General features: G+C 44.6%; 13 protein-coding genes. 6 read left to right on the plus strand and 7 right to left on the minus strand.

Features of this window, described 5'->3' with window-relative positions:
• Nucleotides 1–2: 2 nt before the first annotated feature.
• From NSS67_RS26375 to NSS67_RS26400, 6 genes are all read right to left on the minus strand, one after another.
• Nucleotides 3–995, minus strand: coding sequence for a hypothetical protein (locus NSS67_RS26375; protein WP_339316697.1), 993 nt, complete (start codon nt 993–995; stop codon nt 3–5).
• A 40-nt stretch (nt 996–1035) separates the two neighbouring features.
• Nucleotides 1036–2256, minus strand: coding sequence for a hypothetical protein (locus NSS67_RS26380; RefSeq protein WP_339316698.1), 1221 nt, complete (start codon nt 2254–2256; stop codon nt 1036–1038).
• A 13-nt stretch (nt 2257–2269) separates the two neighbouring features.
• The gene (locus tag NSS67_RS26385; RefSeq protein WP_339316699.1) at nt 2270–3247 is read right to left on the minus strand and encodes an ABC transporter permease; all 978 of its coding nucleotides are present in this window, start codon (nt 3245–3247) and stop codon (nt 2270–2272) included.
• Nucleotides 3248–3259: 12 nt separating this feature from the next.
• Nucleotides 3260–4771: a sugar ABC transporter ATP-binding protein gene (locus NSS67_RS26390; RefSeq protein WP_339316700.1), complete on the minus strand. Its 1512-nt coding sequence runs from the start codon at nt 4769–4771 to the stop codon at nt 3260–3262.
• Nucleotides 4772–5855: 1084 nt separating this feature from the next.
• Nucleotides 5856–6554, minus strand: coding sequence for an SDR family oxidoreductase (locus tag NSS67_RS26395; protein ID WP_339316701.1), 699 nt, complete (start codon nt 6552–6554; stop codon nt 5856–5858).
• On the minus strand, nt 6554–7024 hold the full coding sequence (locus NSS67_RS26400; protein WP_339316703.1) for a VOC family protein: 471 nt from the start codon (nt 7022–7024) through the stop codon (nt 6554–6556). Before NSS67_RS26400 ends, NSS67_RS26395 begins: the two co-directional genes overlap by 1 nt.
• Before the next feature lie 176 nt (nt 7025–7200).
• On the opposite strand from NSS67_RS26400, the gene NSS67_RS26405 reads away from it, so the two are divergent.
• From NSS67_RS26405 to NSS67_RS26415, 3 genes are read left to right on the plus strand one after another with little or no spacing between them, the layout of a single operon-like run.
• Nucleotides 7201–8082 (plus strand): sugar ABC transporter permease, encoded by an 882-nt coding sequence (locus NSS67_RS26405; protein WP_339316705.1) that lies wholly within the window; start codon nt 7201–7203, stop codon nt 8080–8082.
• A complete protein-coding gene (locus NSS67_RS26410; protein WP_339316706.1) occupies nt 8082–8921 on the plus strand; it encodes a carbohydrate ABC transporter permease in 840 nt (279 codons plus the stop codon). Before NSS67_RS26405 ends, NSS67_RS26410 begins: the two co-directional genes overlap by 1 nt.
• A gap of 38 nt (nt 8922–8959) precedes the next feature.
• Nucleotides 8960–10225, plus strand: a complete 1266-nt coding sequence (locus NSS67_RS26415; RefSeq protein ID WP_339316707.1) for an ABC transporter substrate-binding protein — start codon at nt 8960–8962, stop codon at nt 10223–10225.
• Between the two features lie 103 nt (nt 10226–10328).
• Here NSS67_RS26415 and NSS67_RS26420 read toward each other — a convergent pair whose 3' ends face one another.
• Nucleotides 10329–10910 (minus strand): TetR/AcrR family transcriptional regulator C-terminal domain-containing protein, encoded by a 582-nt coding sequence (locus tag NSS67_RS26420; RefSeq protein WP_339316708.1) that lies wholly within the window; start codon nt 10908–10910, stop codon nt 10329–10331.
• A gap of 293 nt (nt 10911–11203) precedes the next feature.
• On the opposite strand from NSS67_RS26420, the gene NSS67_RS26425 reads away from it, so the two are divergent.
• From NSS67_RS26425 to NSS67_RS26435, 3 genes are all read left to right on the plus strand, one after another.
• Entirely contained in the window at nt 11204–12664 is a 1461-nt protein-coding gene (locus NSS67_RS26425) for a DHA2 family efflux MFS transporter permease subunit (protein ID WP_339320710.1), read from the plus strand.
• A gap of 186 nt (nt 12665–12850) precedes the next feature.
• Nucleotides 12851–13468: a TetR/AcrR family transcriptional regulator gene (locus NSS67_RS26430; RefSeq protein WP_339316709.1), complete on the plus strand. Its 618-nt coding sequence runs from the start codon at nt 12851–12853 to the stop codon at nt 13466–13468.
• A gap of 28 nt (nt 13469–13496) precedes the next feature.
• Entirely contained in the window at nt 13497–15908 is a 2412-nt protein-coding gene (locus NSS67_RS26435) for an MMPL family transporter (RefSeq protein ID WP_339316710.1), read from the plus strand.
• Nucleotides 15909–16484 lie beyond the last annotated feature (576 nt).

A 16484-nucleotide genomic window follows, 5' to 3' on the forward strand; every position in this document is an offset into this window, starting at 1 on the left:
AATTAATTCTTCTTTAGTCGAAGCATGCTCTTCAGCTTGCCTTCATTATTTAAATAGATTAAGAACAATAGGAGAATTATTGCGTTCCATAAGGATTGCATTTGTGCGGAAACACCAAGTCTAACGAAACCAAGAGTAATCAGTGCTGTCGTAAATGAACCTAGCAGGATACCAATCTTCTCTTCGCTAAATCGTTTGATAAAGCCGCCCAAGAACAAAGGAAGAAACGCTGTAAAGATGGTTGAAATTGTACTAAAGTTAAGTGCCGCGGAAGCAGTTCCTTGTGTACTCATATTGAAGCTAGAAGCCACTGCAATGAATATCCCCGCTAGAATATAACAGATCAGCGCATTTCTTTTTTCGTTAATCCCTGTTTCAACCGATATTTTCTGACCACTAATTAGAGATCTCCACTCATAACCGAATCTAGTGAAATTGGAAATGATATAGATGCAGACAAAACCGATCGCAAGAATAAGCATTTGATTGGATGCATTCGAAATTTTCGTTAAATGTAGTGATGTATTCAATACAACACCTGATCCTCCGGATACGATAAACGTAAATGCTTCGAAGATTAATGTCATTCCTAAAGAGGTCACAATTGGAGCAATATTTAATACAATATAGACCAGTCCAGAAATCGTCCCTAAGATCGCACCAACAGCGATAATGATAACCAGCATGATAAAGGCGTTAGATGGAGCACCCGCATCTGCAAGTGCCCATGTCAGTTTCACGCCAATAATACAGGACAGCAATCCTATAGAACCAAGAGAGAAATCAAATCTACCTGATGATAAGTTGAAATTTAGTGCCCAAGCGATGAAGGTTGTAACCACGAAAGCATTAATAAACGTTCTAACATGGTTAGCAGTCTCGAATAAAGCAATACCCTTGATACCACATAAAATAACTAATAAGAGAAATACGCCAACTGGGATACAGATCGTAAAAAACGTATTTATCAACATCTTTTTTAATCGCTGATTCATATAGCCACCTCGAAGGAGTTACTTGATTCTACTCCTAGTCCTATTGTCTTTTTGCCAATCTTTCTTTGATCGCTGAAAATTCCACATTCTCTGCAAGCTCTTTAAATGAATCTAAATTTGCTTCTGAATTGTCTGCTTTGATAACCGATTTTAGATCTTCAGCATTAAATACTGGATTGTCAAAATCGTTTGCATATTTATACATTTCGTAGAAGGTATCTTTGTCAGTTGCGTTCCAATAATTTTGACTAATTCTGAAGGCTTGCCCATTGTCTCTAAAGCTGTCACCATCACCATTGATTGCGTTCATGACCGCAGCGAAAGAAGGACCGATCATCGAAGAGAAGGTTCCCGCCAAAAAGTCAATTTGTTGTGGATCTGCGTCGAATCCACCTCTATACGCATCAGTAAAGCTTGCAATCGTTGCTAGTTTAATGTCCGGATTTGCTTTGGCTATGGTAGCCCCAAACACTTCCAAGCCAATCCCTACAGTTAGCAACACTTCTACATTTGGCTCACCAAGCTTTTGCGCAGCTTCTGTGTAAAATGCACCCGCATCATCCGGGAAGCCTTCCAAAAAGGTAATTTTATATTTATCACTTGTGAACTTGCCTAAACCGCCTTGCTTTCCTTCATAAACTGCACCTGCTTCTTCAAACGCTTTTACCATACCTTCATAACGTTTAACGTGGGCTTCAACCCCATAGCTTAAACCTCCGGCATATATTACATAGTTGGTATAACCTTGCGCAATATAGCTTTTTGCCATGTCATAGCCTGCTTTTTCTTCCGAGGTCAAATCTGGACCAATTGTACCAATGAAATATTTATTGTCTTTTGTTGCTTCGTATTGCTCATCAGTCATCGTACCAACACCGACGATATAATACATTTTGGCAGCTGCTGCCTGATTAATCGCTGCCACCATATCCGCTTGGGTTAAGGCAATAATCCCTTTTGCACCTTGGAGTGCAAAATTCTCGATTGCAGATTTTTCTTCTTCAGCTGAAGAAACTGCGGAGGAAAATTTAAATTCTACGTTGAAGTTTTTTTCGATGTATTGCTGATAATATTTCTGAAAGGCAACAACCTGTGAATCAGTTGGATCGTAGATTAGCACGCCAATTTTTGTCTTAGCACCACTGTTAGCGCTTGCATCTGTCCCTTCATTCTTGGTGCTGCTACATCCTACTAATGCTGTAGAAATAATCATTACCATTGCAATCAATGTTAAAATAGCCTTTTTACTCATTTTCTTCATACGAATCCACTTCCTATCTCGTTAATAGTTTTGTTCTGTAACCAAGACCTGCAATAAAAACAACCAGCAGGAACAATAAGCCTTTAATAAGCTGTGTCATTCCGAACGATGCTCCGATAATTAACAGTATTTGATTTAACAGCACGATGGACACCGAGCCAATTAGCGCGGCAATCACTCTACTTCGTGCGCCTCCAGATACCGGCATTCCACCAAAAACAACAGCAATTAATACATCCATTCCGATCGAGGAGGCTGTTGATGCACTTAAGGTCGGCGCGCGAGTAATGGTTAGGAATGCAGCCAGCCCAACGCCGAGACCAGCGATTGTAAAGGATATAATCGTTTGCTTGACTACAGAAATTCCTGTTTGCTTTGCACTAATCGGGTTTCCACCTAGAAACTTATTCCGTCTTCCAACAGCTGTATAGTGAAATATGAAATAACATATCCCGAAAAATGTTCCTAAAATTATTAACTTAATTAGCTGGGTATCATACGCTGTAGCGGCTGCAAAATCCATTGAAATATTAGATTTCCCACCTAAAAGCACCTTTGTAATTGAAGTTAGAATACTAAGCATAGCTATCGTCGATACGAAAGCGGGTAAATTAAATACGGCGGCTAATAATGAATTGATTAAACCAACGGTAACACCAACGAGAATACAAGTAATCAGCATCATCAGTATGGACTCGGTTTGGTTGTACACCAACACACCACACATCGCACTCACAGCTGTAGATGCTCCTAATGAAATATCAAAGGCCCCTATAGAGAAAATATAGATCGCTCCGATAGACACGACAGCCATAATAACGGATTGATTGAGCAAAATTTCCAGATTATACGATGTGATATTTCCTTCTAAAGCAATTACATACATTACAATCAGCAGTATTAATCCGATTAACGGCGTTAAAATGGATAGCTGACTACTTTTCTTAAAGCGAAGCTTTTGTTGTTTGACCTTCATCACTTCTACGTTCATATTTGCACCTCATTAAATCATGTAATGAATGAGATCTGATTCATTTAGATCTGCATTCCTTACAAAGGACTGATCTACTTTTCCATTCTTCATGATCATAATTCTATCGCTCATACCAATTAATTCCGGCAGTTCTTCTGATATCATGATGATTGATTTCCCTTGCTGTTTCATTTCGTACATTAATTCATACATCGCTTTCTTAATACCGATATCCACACCACGAGTCGGGCAATCCATGATGAGAATCTCTGATCCTCTGCCGATCCATTTTCCAAATACGACCTTCTGCTTATTCCCACCCGATAAGAACTGCACATTTTGATCCATCGAAGAGCATTTAATACTCAATTGGTCAATCTGTGTTTGGACATAACTTTTCTCCGTACTATTCTTAATTAGTACCTTCTTCGAAGCATTGAGCTCCACACCGGCGATTGCAATATTATCTTTCACACTTGCAGAGAGCACCAATGCTTCATGGTCTCGATCCTTCGAAATGTAACCAAGCTTATGCTGCATCGCGATTTTCGTTGAAGTAATTGGATCGCCGGATAGATTGTGAATTACTTCACCTTCGTCTGTTTTATAAAATGCAAATAGACATTTTCCAAGCTCATGCATCCCACAATGTGATAATCCGCCAATACCCAGAATCTCGCCCTTATGCAATTGGAAGGATACACGATGAACCTTATCCTGATACTGAATACCTTTAACATCTAGAACGACGTCATCTAAGGCAACATTGTCATAATCTGAGCGATAATAATTCCCACTAATTTCTCTGCCGACCATCAGTTGCTTGATAAGATCCTCTTCGAACTCTTCCTTCTCCAAATTGCGAATAAGGTTTCCATCCCTAAGTACCGTTAATGTATCGCATACTTGCATCAATTCGTCCAAATCATGTGAAATGAACAGAATGGATTTCCCTTGCAATTTCAGCTTATTCATCAGCTCGTACATAAAATCACGACCTGACTGTGACAAAGCAGTCGTAGTCTCATCCACAATCAATAAATCAGGATCCATCATCATTACTTTCGCAACCTCAATAAACTTTTGGTCTTGTTGGTCGAGCTCCCAAGTCATTGAATCTGGCCTTACATGTTCCATACCTACTCGATTAAGCACCTGCTCAGTAGCAGCATATAATTTATTTTTTTGTATTAATCCGATCTTTTTGAATTGATCCATCTTGCCAAGAAATATATTTTCTGAAATCGGGATATCGGAAATGGTCCCCTTCTCCTGAACAATCATACCGACACCGCTTTCAAGCGCATGCATCATATTCCTTGGAGAATATTCCTGTGATTTAAATAATATTTGTCCAGAATCCGCTTTTTGAATTCCTGAGATAATGGATGAAATCGTACTCTTACCTGATCCATTTTCTCCGATTAACCCTCTGATCTCTCCTTTGTAGATGCTAATATCTACATTGTTCAGGGCTACAGTAGAGCCGAATTTTTTGCTCATCCCTTTTACTGACAGCAAAACCTCTCTTTCTGTACTCATTTTTTCACTCCTTTTTGCTATAGTTTATTGGGTTAATCCAATCTTAAAAGAAAGCGCTTCAATTTCACATGGTCATATCAGTACTCATGCATGTAAAATCCAAAACTGAACTCAGATAAATGATTACAACTGTATTTCATATCCCAAACTCCCCACCTTCTGTGATCAGTCTAAGGAATTGTGATGGGGCGATGGCGAGGTAGTATTATAGGGAAAAATTCCCTGTATTTAGGATTTTTCCTCACAATTGCCCACTTATATGGAATTCCTCCCTATAATACGGACGATTTTCTAAAATACCGACGATATCAGCCGAAGTATAGGGACAAATTCCCTATATCCTGCCTGTTCAACCCTAAAACACAGCATTTATAGGGAGAATTTCCCTATACCATGGTAGATCTATTCCATTTATGATCTATCTCGCAATATCGAGCCTTGATTATGTTTTTAGGGAAATTCTCCCTAATTTCCGAACTTTTTAAGCATACATTGAACTGATCGCGGAAATTCTCCCTAAAAACTAATGGATTATAGGCAAACCGGGCAATTCCCGCAGAATTTTAGGGAGGAATTCCCTAATTAAAGGTGATATCGAGCAAAATACGATTATTTTAGGGATAGTTTCCCTAATTATTGATTACTTTAAGATCAGCTCAAACAACATCATTTTATTTCTTACACGTTCCCCCAACTCTACGACGGTACGGTATAGTACAGCACAGCGCCAGTTATAGCTACCAGAACGATAATCACTCCCACTGTTCCCCGGAAAGGAATCATAGTTCGCAGTTGGTTTCCCCGATTCACACAAAAAAGAGGACTACGGCAATCACCGTTGTCCTCTTTACTCAACAAATATATTTATATAGGCTGAACAAAAGAATATAAAAAAAGCGAGAAGGATCGGAGGGGAAGTTTGGAACTGTAGGAACGTAGTGACCGCCTTTGTCAGCGGATTTCAACCGTGAAACACGGTATATAATCAAGAAATCTGGTGACAACAGCGGCCGGAAGTCCAAACATTCACCACAGTGACTGCTGAGCTTAAGTTAAGATCATAAGTTCAGTCTATATAAATCACCTAAATCTTCATATCCTTACCCGTATAATCTACAAACATGAAATGGCCTTCTGGTGTAGTGCGCTTCTCAATCAGGCTAATGATGCCCTCGGCACTTTGGCTTGGATTCGTCGGCGCCTCGGCTCCGCCCATATCCGTATGCATCCAGCCCGGATGCACGCTAAGCACTTGTATGCCGCGACCTTTTACATACTCATGTAGCTGCTGCGAGAACATATTTAGCGCCGTTTTGGAAATGCCATAAGGATAGTCATTCGGATATGCATTGGTGATGCTGCCTGCTTCCGACGATATATTAATGATCGAGCATTCGGGTTCCGTAAGTAGCGGCAAGAAATGCTTAACTACTCGCATCGGTCCGTACAGATTAATATCCATTGTTGTAAGCATATCTTGAAAATCTAAGGCTTCAATCGGTGTGTCCCGGGCGCTGAGCACCGCCGCATTATTAATAATGGCACCGAGCGTACGGCCTTGCTCTTTCAGACTCGCAGCCAGCTCCGCGATTCCGTCTTCGTTCGTCACGTCCAGCGTAGCGACGTTTAATTTATCTCCATAGGTTGCAGCAAGCTGGGATAACGCTGTTTGCTCCTGATCAGGACGTCGAACCCCGGCAATAACTCCATGTCCCCGCTTCAACGCATCAGCCACCAGCTCATAACCTAGCCCACGTCCGGCACCAGTAATTAGAATATTCACTATTTATCCCCTCCTTTATCCTTGTCGTTCTCCAGCAGCTCCACGATCACCTTTAACTCCTTGAACGTGTCCATATAAGCATAACGCCCTCCGGTATATTCACCCTTTTGCTGAAGTGGGAAGCCTTTTCCTTCGAGCAGCATAATCTTCTCCTTCATTCCTTCAACCACAAAAGCAATATGATGAGGTCCCTCACCATGCTCATTCAAATAATCACGCCATGTGCTAGGCTGATGATCCGGCTCAATTAATTCTAGCTGTAAGGAGCCCATATCAAAGAAAGCTAGCTTAGCCCGCGCCTCCGTCGCCACGCCATTATGCCTGGTCTGCGCAACATCTTCTGTATCTGTAACGATAATTCCCGGCTTTTCCAGACCAAAAAAATCCGCATACGCCGCACTTACCTTCTCAACATCATTCACCAATATTCCAATCTGCGTAACAAAATGATTGCCAAGCCATCCTGACATGCGCATCAACCTCCTATTAGTCTGACAAGTCCACCATACCGATTCTATGAAAAGGCTGTCAAGTCTGAGATGAGATCACTCTGAGACAGAGGCGATTTCTAGCCTATTTGTTTCGGTTAATCACCGATCCGGTTATAGAATGACAAGTTTACATTAACAAAAAGGGGTGAGGAACGATGGACCATAGAAAAAGATCACGCCTGATGCAGCAGTTTATTTTTGTCGGGCCAACTTCCTTGTTTTTCTTTATTATTGTGCTGATTCCTTTCTTTTTGGGACTCTATTATTCATTTACCAGCTGGAACGGAATCTCGCGACATGTGGAGTGGACCGGGCTGAGGAATTATCTACATATCTTCACAAAGGACCCTTCCTTTCTTAATTCATTCTGGTTCACGGCGAAGTTCACTTTATTTGGCCTGGTGCTGACGAATCTGCTCGGCTTCGCACTCGCTTATGTACTGACCCGCAAGCTGTTCACGCGCAATGTCCTAAGAACGGTGTTTTTTGTACCTCATGTCATTGGCGGACTTTTGCTCGGGTTCATTTGGCAATTTATTTTTGTCAGAGGATTCTCTTCTATCGGACAGGCTACTGGCTGGTCCTTCTTTAATCTTCCATGGCTAGGTACCGGAGGTACAGCATTCTGGGCGATTGTAATCGTATTCGTCTGGCAAAATGCAGGATATCTGATGGTCATCTACATCTCTGCAATCAACAACGTTCCCAAAAGCTTGATTGAAGCGTCCAAAGTGGATGGTGCCGGACGTTTTCAGGTGTTACGCCAAGTCACCATCCCATTGGTTATGCCAGCTGTAACTGTCTGTTTGTTCCTGTCGATCTCCTGGTCCTTTAAGCTGTTCGATCTCAACCTGTCGCTGACCAAGGGTGGACCCTTCAAAGCTACCGAATCTGTAGCGTTGAATATTTACAATGAAGCTTACACCATCAGCCGGTTCGGAATGGGCTCGGCCAAAGCAATGATTTTCTTCGTCATCGTAGCCGTGATCTCCTTGCTACAGGTTAGAGCAACTAAGAAAAGAGAGGTGGAGCTGTAATGGAGACTACCGCCAAGAAATTCAATGTGCCCCTACTTCTCATCGAAGTGATTGTGATCCTGCTGGGCCTTCTATTCCTAGTCCCCTTTTACTTTTTGCTGGCGAACTCAGTAAAAAGCTATAGTGAGATTCTTTCAGATTCCGCTGCGCTTCCTACCGCATTCCAGTGGAGTAATTACGCCGAAGCTTGGAAAGCTACCAATTTCCCTCGTGCCTTCCTGAACTCTTTTATCATCACGGTGATTAGTAATATTCTGCTAGCCTTCCTCTGCTCAATGTGCGCCTATAAAATGGTCCGAAATAACAGCTTGTATAACCGTATTCTTTATATCGCATTAGTGGCCGCTATGGTTATTCCGTTTCAGGCTATCATGATTCCATTGGTGCAGGTCGTTAGTGGTCTGGGCGTCATGGATTCAACTGCGGGTTTGATTTTAGCGTATCTTGGGTTTGGCGCCCCGATGACTGTGTTTCTGTTCCATGGCTTCGTCAAATCAGTACCTCTTGATATTGAGGAGGCTTCGAGGGTGGATGGCAGCAGTCCATATGGGACCTTTTTCCGGATTGTGCTTCCACTCATGCAGCCGATTATTGTCACCGTCATCATTCTGAATACCCTGTGGATCTGGAACGATTACTTGATGCCATCGCTCATTCTGCAGGACCCGGTGCTTCGCACCATTCCCATCGCTACTTATAGCTTTTTCGGACAATATACGAAGCAGTGGGATTTGGCACTTCCGGGACTTGTACTTGGGATTACGCCTGTGGTCATCTTTTTCCTAGTAATGCAAAAATATATTATTGAAGGCATTGCCCAAGGCTCCGTGAAGGGCTAACGATACACGTTACTTTCAGCAAGAGAGGATGAATAAATATGAGAACCAAACGTGGAATTCTCCTCGCATGCTCGCTGCTGCTGGCTGCCCTGACAGCCGGCTGCGGACGTGGCAGCGATAATGCGAATGGAGTCAAAACCGTGCACATCTACCAGTTCAAGGTTGAAATCTCCGAAGCACTGGCTTCGCTAAAGACCGAATTTGAGAAGGAACACCCCGATATTAAGCTGGAGATTCAGAGCGTGGGTGGTGGGACCGATTATGGCGCATCCTTACGCGCCAAATTCTCTTCTGGAGATGAGCCAGATATCTTCACCATCGGCGGCAACAATGAACGTGATATGTGGCTAGAGTATTTAGAGGATCTAAACGGTGAAGCTTGGGCCAAGGATGTAAAGCCGCTTGCAGCAGAACAAATGACCATAGATGGCAAGCTCTATGGCATGCCGATGAATCTGGAAGGATACGGCTTCATCTATAATAAGGATCTATTTAAGAAAGCCGGAATCACCGAGAAACCATTAACTTTAACTGCTCTGCGTGAAGCCTCTGAGAAGTTAAAGGCGGCGGGCATCACACCTTTTGCAAATGGGTACCAAGAATGGTTCGTGCTTGGCAATCATAATGTGAACGTACCTTTCGCCCAGCAGCCAGATCCCGAGGCATTTATCGCCGGACTTACAGACGGTTCCAAAACCTTCGCCGGAGACCCGATTTTCTCCAAGTGGATCGATCTACTGGACCTTACTGTGGAGTATGGCAACAAGAACCCGCTCTCGACCGACTATAATACGCAGGTCACTATGCTGGCGAACGGGGAATCCGCGATGATACAGCAGGGCAACTGGACGCAAGGACAGATCGACGGCATCGATCCCAATCTTAATCTGGGCATCCTGCCGATGCCTATTGACGACACGCCTGAAGACAACGACAAGCTTTATGTAGGCGTACCTAGCAATTGGGTGATCAATAAAAACTCTCCCGTCAAGGAGGAAGCCAAGGTGTTCCTGAATTGGCTCGTGACCTCCGAGACCGGGAAAAAATATATCACCAAGGAATTCCAGTTCATTCCTGCGCTCGACAGCATTGAGGGCACCGAAGAAGATCTTGGAGCGCTGGGCGCCGAGGTGTTGGCTTATACCGATAAGGATCAGGCGTTAACCTGGAACTGGACACGTCTGCCGAACGGGATGCCACAGGAATTATCCAGCAGCATTCAAGGGTATCTCGGCGGTAAGCTGACCAAAGAAGGCATGCTGAAGGAATTCCAAGTCAACTGGGATAATCTCAGTGTGCAGTGATTTACCTGCTCTATACATCAAAAGCCGCGCAACGATGCGCGGCTTTTTCTTTTTGATCATATTCATTTCATTGCTCTCCGTTGGTCATGACTCGGAACCGTTGTTAGTTAGCACGCAGCATACTAATTTGTCTAGCAAGATACACCGGCGTATAAGGCATATCATCTCGAAGCCAAGCAATAACCGTACCAATTAGGGCTGCTGAACCGTACCAAATGGCAATGTCCTTCTGAATGGGGATTTTTGAATGATCAGCGCCGCCCTCCTTTTTCTCCTTATGTGCAGAAATGATTTCAGCCATTAAGTTAAACAGACGATCTGTAAAAATCGGACTTCGTTTCGATGTGAGTACAATTTTGTAAAACTTTGCATGATCCGCAATATGCTTAAGCAGATTCTCAAGTATCCGCAAATTCTCTTCTTCAACCGATTCTTGCGTGTTGTCTTTGTTGTTCACCACTTCAAGAATGTCCTCAACCATATCATCCGCCATCTTTTCCAGCATATCCGGGAGATCCCGATAATGCAGATAAAAAGTAACTCGATTAATTTGAGCCCGCTCTGCAATACGGTTTACTGATATTTTCTCAATATCCATTTCCTCAAGCAATTCAATCACAGCATCTCTAAGCATTTGACGTGTACGAAGAACCCGGGGATCTATACGAGGTGTTGTGTTACTCATTCTACCCTCTCCAATCTTTTACTTTCATATCATAAACTACAATTTTAAAGTAATTGTTGTTTTTAATAAGAAAAAACTACACTTTTAAAACAAATGTAAACTATTATACATTTTTTCGCAAATCGTTGCTTGATTACATGAAAATTTCATTTATAATCTAATTTATGCATTGTAAACTATACGACACACTGTAAATTTAGTCCATGATCGACGATTTGAAAGGATGGAGTGAAGTGAGTACAAAGACAGAAGTAACAAGCAGTTCCGTAAAAAAAGGACCCATCTTATTCATTATGATTTTGGGCGCCTTTCTTGCGACACTGAATCAGACGGTAATGAGCGTTGCTGTTCCGGAGTTAATGCATGATTTTAATATTACGGCTGCAACCGCTCAGTGGCTTACAACAGGCTATATGCTGGTTAATGGGGTTCTAATCCCAATTACAGCTTATTTGATGCAACGGTTTACGACGCGTGAGCTTTTTCAAGCTTCCATGTTTATATTTTTGGCTGGAACGATCGTCTCGGCCGTCGCAACAAACTTCCCAATTCTGCTGACCGGACGTATGATTCAGGCAGCTGGTGCTGGGATTATCATGCCACTGCTCACGAATGTCATCTTGACCCTGTTCCCTCCTGAAAAGAGAGGGGCTGCCATGGGGATGGTAGGGTTAGCTATTATTTTCGCGCCTGCGATTGGACCTACTCTGGCTGGATATATTATGGAACATTACACTTGGGAAACTATGTTCTATGGCATGATTCCATTGACTGTCATTGTAATCATTTGTGGTTTTATTTATTTAAAAAATGTATCAGAACGCACCTTTCCTAAGTTAGATATAGTTGGTGTAACCCTTTCTACAATCGGATTCGGAACCTTGCTGTATGGCTTCAGCAGCGCCGCCAGCGCAGGGTGGTCGAGCGCCGAAGTGCTGTTGTCTCTTGGTGTGGGCGTCCTTTCCCTTGGCTTGTTTACTTGGAAACAACTCACTTCCCAAAACCCGCTTCTTGATCTCCGGGCCTTTAAATACAAAATGTTCTCCTTAACGACTGTCATCAGTATCGCAGTTACAATCGTGATGTATGCAGATATGATGCTGCTGCCTCTGTATCTGCAGAATGCCCGCGGCTTTACAGCGATGGAGTCCGGCTTGCTACTGCTTCCTGGTGCGCTCATTATGGGTTTGTTGATGCCGGTAACTGGAAAGCTGTTCGACCGGTTCGGAGCGAAATGGCTCGCTATCATCGGTCTGCTAATCACAATTGCAACGACGCTGAGCTTTGTGAACTTAACGGACTCAACTAGCTATATGTATCTGGTATTTATGTCAACAGGCCGCCGGATCGGAATGGCTCTGCTCCTAATGCCTATACAAACTTTAGGTCTAAATCAATTACCCTCCAAGCTTAGTGCGCACGGTACAGCGATCTCGAATACCATTCGACAAGTGGCTGGCGCCGTTGGGACTTCCTTACTCGTTACCGTTATGACGAGCCGTACTACAACGCATATGAAGGATATGCTGGTTTCAGGCAGCACACAGAACGGAACACAGGAACATATGATTATGGAAGCTTCTATTCAGGGCATCAATGATTCCTATCTAGTGATTGTCGCGATCGGCATCATCGGTCTGCTGCTATCTTTCTTCATTAAACGTGTTGGGCAAGCGCCTGAGCCTGAGCAAGAACCCAAAGCGAAGCTCAAAAAAAATTATTGCCAAAGAAGCTTAATATCTAAAAGCAATTAGCACTATTAATAGCATCATGCAAAAGAGATCAGCGATGTCAATCATCGCTGATCTCTTTTTAGTATGACAACTACTCTCCACAAACAAATTGCCCATTGTGCAATTTTGCTCTTTGGGCAATAATATAAAAATAGAAAATAGAGCACAGTATGTTCTCTGTACTTAAGAAAGGAGATCGCATAGAACTTGAACCCCAAACCGACACTGCGCGACAAAAAAAAAGAAGCCACAGCTTATGCCTTAGCCAAATCCTCCTTCGAACTTGCGCTTGAACTAGGTATGGACGGCTTCATCGTCGACGATGTTGTCCAGAAAGCCGGCTACTCCCGAAGGACCTTTGCCAACTACTTCTCGTGCAAAGAGGAGGCGGTAGCGGCATATTTTATTGGCAACGCTTCAAGGAAGGATCAAAACAACTTATTAGCGGATCTACCTCAAGATACAACGCCACTGGATGCCTTGTACAAATTGTTCAAGCTTCAGTTCACTTCCGAGTTTCTACATCAATTGCGGCAGTTCGTATCGCTGGCTAATCAGTATCCGTCGCTGGAGCCTTATATCCTCAGCGTATTTCGCCGCCTACAGATAGCCGCTCAGGAAGTGCTCGAACAGTTCACTCATGGGCGCTATGCCGACGGATATACCCATCTTCTTGCTGGTGCCGTCTATGGTGCGTTTGTGCCGATTCTGGATGGGCGTCTGAATGTCATGCTGCCGGGTGAAACGCAGGATGAGCGCCCCGATGCTATATCGTTCGATCAATATCTAAACTCCATGTTCGCTTATTTACGCAAAGGCTTCTAATTTAGAGATACAAAGGAGAAACCATCACATGTCAACATTTCTTTATCGATTGGGTAAATCCGCTTATTCCAAGCCTTGGTATTTCCTTACGGTCTGGATTCTGATTCTCGGTGTTATAGGCGCCCTACTTGGTGTAAATGGCATCCAGTCCAGCTCGGAAATGAAAATTGAAGGCACTGAATCGCAAAAAGTACTAGATATGCTAGCCAAGGAGCTTCCAGCGGCTGCTGGCGGACAGGCAAGCGTTGCCTTCACCGCACCAGACGGAGAACGGCTGGACACGCCAGAGCGGACATCGCTGATTCTAAAGGCAATCAATGATGTCTACAGCATGGACTATATCATCAATCCTGTTGAGTTGGCCGCCCAAGCTGCCGCGGCTGCTGGGCAAGCTGCCGCGGCTGCTGGGCAAGCTGCCGCGGCTGCTGGGCAAGCTGCAGGAGCAGATGCCTCAGCGGCTGCAGCGGGTCAGACTGCCACTGCGGACCCATCCGCCGCGGCGGGTCAGACAGACGCAGCGGGTCAAGCTGCTGCTGCAGCTCAAGCAGCACCTTACGGGCCACTAATTGCTGACGGGGCTCCGGTTCCCGGCGTTATGCTGTCCGCCGACGGTAGCATCGCCCTGTTCCAGTTCCAGTTCACTGTTCAGCAGACATCTCTCCCCTCTTCTGTACCGGATAATGTTATTAAGGCCGTGACTGAGGTTGAGCAGGCAGGTTCCGGTATTACAGCTATTCCAAGCGATTCCCTCAAAAGCACACCGTCCATCGGATCGACAGAAGCGATCGGCGTAGCCGTTGCCGCAGTTGTGCTGTTTATTACGCTCGGTTCGATTGTTGCAGCCGGACTGCCGCTGATCACCGCGCTCCTTGGCGTCGCAATCAGCGTCGGTGGTGCTTTCGCGCTTTCGAACATTGTACACATGAACGACATTACACCGATTCTCGCCGTTATGATCGGTCTGGCAGTCGGCATCGACTACTCCTTGTTTATCGTGAACCGACAACGCCGGTTGATTCTCGATGAGAAATTAAGTGCCCGTGAGGCAGCAAGCCGGGCCATCGGCACCGCCGGCAGTGCTGTATTCTTTGCTGGACTAACTGTCATCATCGCCCTGTGCGGTATGCTAGTCATCGGCATCGGCTTCTTGTCCACTATGGCTCTGGTTGCCGCTGTCAGTGTTCTGATCACCGTTCTTCTGGCACTTACTCTTCTGCCTGCACTGCTAGGTCTAGTTGGTGAACGGATCTGTACCGCCAAGGCTCGCTCGAAGCACGTTGCTTCCGCGAATAAAGCCCGTCACGGGTTCTCACACCGCTGGGCGAATGCTACGGTGAAATATCGCTGGGCCATCATTGTTCTGGTAGTCCTGGTTCTTGGCACAGCAGCAATTCCGGTAACTAAAATGGAGCTGGGCATTCCGTCCGGTGCCTCGGCGAATCTGGACACTCCAGCACGCCAGAGCTATGACATCATCTCCAAGGGCTTCGGTGAAGGCTTCAACGGACCGTTGCTGCTAGTGGCCCAACCGAACAACCCAGCCGATAAGATTTCAATGGAGACGCTTGGTAAGCTAGTTCAAGAACTGCAAATGCATGATAACGTCACGTTGGTGTCCCCGATGGGCGTCAACGCGACCGGAGATATTGCCATTATCAGTCTGATCCCCAAAACCGGCCCTACAGATACAGCGACGAGAGATCTAGTGCAGGATCTGCGCGATCCCGCTTCCGGCCTCGCATCAGGGAATGATGTGACGCTTGGCGTGACTGGCTTTACTGCAATTAACATCGATATGTCTTCCAAGCTATCCGACGCATTTCCTGTATATATCGGTATCATCGTCATTCTATCCCTAATTATACTGCTGCTCGTTTTCCGCTCGATCATCGTTCCGATCAAGGCGACGGTAGGCTTTATTCTTAGTGTCCTCGCCACTTTCGGCCTGACCACAGCAGTCTACCAGTGGGGATGGATGCACTCCCTGTTTGGTTTTGACACAGGAGGCCCACTGCTCAGCTTTATGCCAATTCTAGTCACCGGCATTCTGTACGGACTGGCGATGGATTATCAGGTATTCCTGGTCAGCTCCATGCGTGAGGCATACGTCCACGGACGTCATGGCAACGACAGTGTCGTTCACGGTTATGATCTTTCCAGCCGCGTCGTACTTGCCGCTGGCGTGATCATGGTTTCCGTCTTCGCTGGCTTCATCTTCGCACCTGATGCGATGATCAAACAGATCGGCTTCGCGCTAGCCTTCGGTATCCTAATTGATGCCTTCATCATCCGCATGACACTCGTTCCGGCGGTAATGGCTGTCTTCGGCGACAAGGCCTGGTGGCTTCCGAAATGGCTAGACCGTCTGCTTCCGAACCTTGATGTTGAGGGCGATAAGCTGATCGCCAAGCTTCATGCCGAGGGAGCAGGTAAGATATAAAAAAGGACAACTTTTAGACTGTCCTCCCAAAATTTTGAAGAGCGTGACCCTGCGAACTACCTGCAGGGTCTGCTTTACTTTTTACGGTATTGTGGTTCTGCCTGTTTCAGAGAAATCTCCTCTATATTGATCGATGAACAACATTACCCTGTCGGGTGAATGGGCTTCTGTTAGTTTAAATTTGTAGCTTACGAAGCACACTTTGTTGTACTTTCCACAAATTTTCGGTGGATTGGCGAGTGAAAACTCCCGTGTAGAAGAGCATTTTGTTTAGGTGGAACGCGTTATAGGGAAATCCTCCATATAAATTTGCTCACAGCTGTTATATGAGCAGATTATACGGAATTTCTCCCTATATATTGGCCAATTTCAATAGAATTCACCGATTTCAGCTGAATTATAGGGATGATTTCCCTATAATCTATCGACATGACCTTTTCATGTAGAATTATAGGGAATGTTTCCCTATAATCTTACAGGTTTAACCCTGAAGCAGAAAAACAGAAAGCAACTCCTATTAAGATGCCAATAAACACGGGCTCAGGTACTCCTTTCGTGCATTCTTGCACCCATTTC

It is taken from the genome of Paenibacillus sp. FSL R10-2734 (assembly GCF_037963865.1).
In the GTDB taxonomy this organism is placed as follows: Bacteria; Bacillota; Bacilli; order Paenibacillales; family Paenibacillaceae; genus Paenibacillus_AQ.

Bases quoted from the DNA above. Each gene is read 5' to 3' on its own strand.
- NSS67_RS26380 (WP_339316698.1), bottom strand. From the start codon at position 2,256: ATGAAGAAAATGAGTAAAAAGGCTATTTTAACATTGATTGCAATGGTA.
- NSS67_RS26375 (WP_339316697.1), bottom strand. From the start codon at position 995: ATGAATCAGCGATTAAAAAAGATGTTGATAAATACGTTTTTTACGATC.
- NSS67_RS26420 (WP_339316708.1), bottom strand. From the start codon at position 10,910: ATGAGTAACACAACACCTCGTATAGATCCCCGGGTTCTTCGTACACGT.
- NSS67_RS26400 (WP_339316703.1), bottom strand. From the start codon at position 7,024: ATGTCAGGATGGCTTGGCAATCATTTTGTTACGCAGATTGGAATATTG.
- NSS67_RS26405 (WP_339316705.1), top strand. From the start codon at position 7,201: ATGGACCATAGAAAAAGATCACGCCTGATGCAGCAGTTTATTTTTGTC.
- NSS67_RS26410 (WP_339316706.1), top strand. From the start codon at position 8,082: ATGGAGACTACCGCCAAGAAATTCAATGTGCCCCTACTTCTCATCGAA.
- NSS67_RS26385 (WP_339316699.1), bottom strand. From the start codon at position 3,247: ATGAACGTAGAAGTGATGAAGGTCAAACAACAAAAGCTTCGCTTTAAG.
- NSS67_RS26435 (WP_339316710.1), top strand. From the start codon at position 13,497: ATGTCAACATTTCTTTATCGATTGGGTAAATCCGCTTATTCCAAGCCT.
- NSS67_RS26415 (WP_339316707.1), top strand. From the start codon at position 8,960: ATGAGAACCAAACGTGGAATTCTCCTCGCATGCTCGCTGCTGCTGGCT.
- NSS67_RS26425 (WP_339320710.1), top strand. From the start codon at position 11,204: ATGATTTTGGGCGCCTTTCTTGCGACACTGAATCAGACGGTAATGAGC.
- NSS67_RS26390 (WP_339316700.1), bottom strand. From the start codon at position 4,771: ATGAGTACAGAAAGAGAGGTTTTGCTGTCAGTAAAAGGGATGAGCAAA.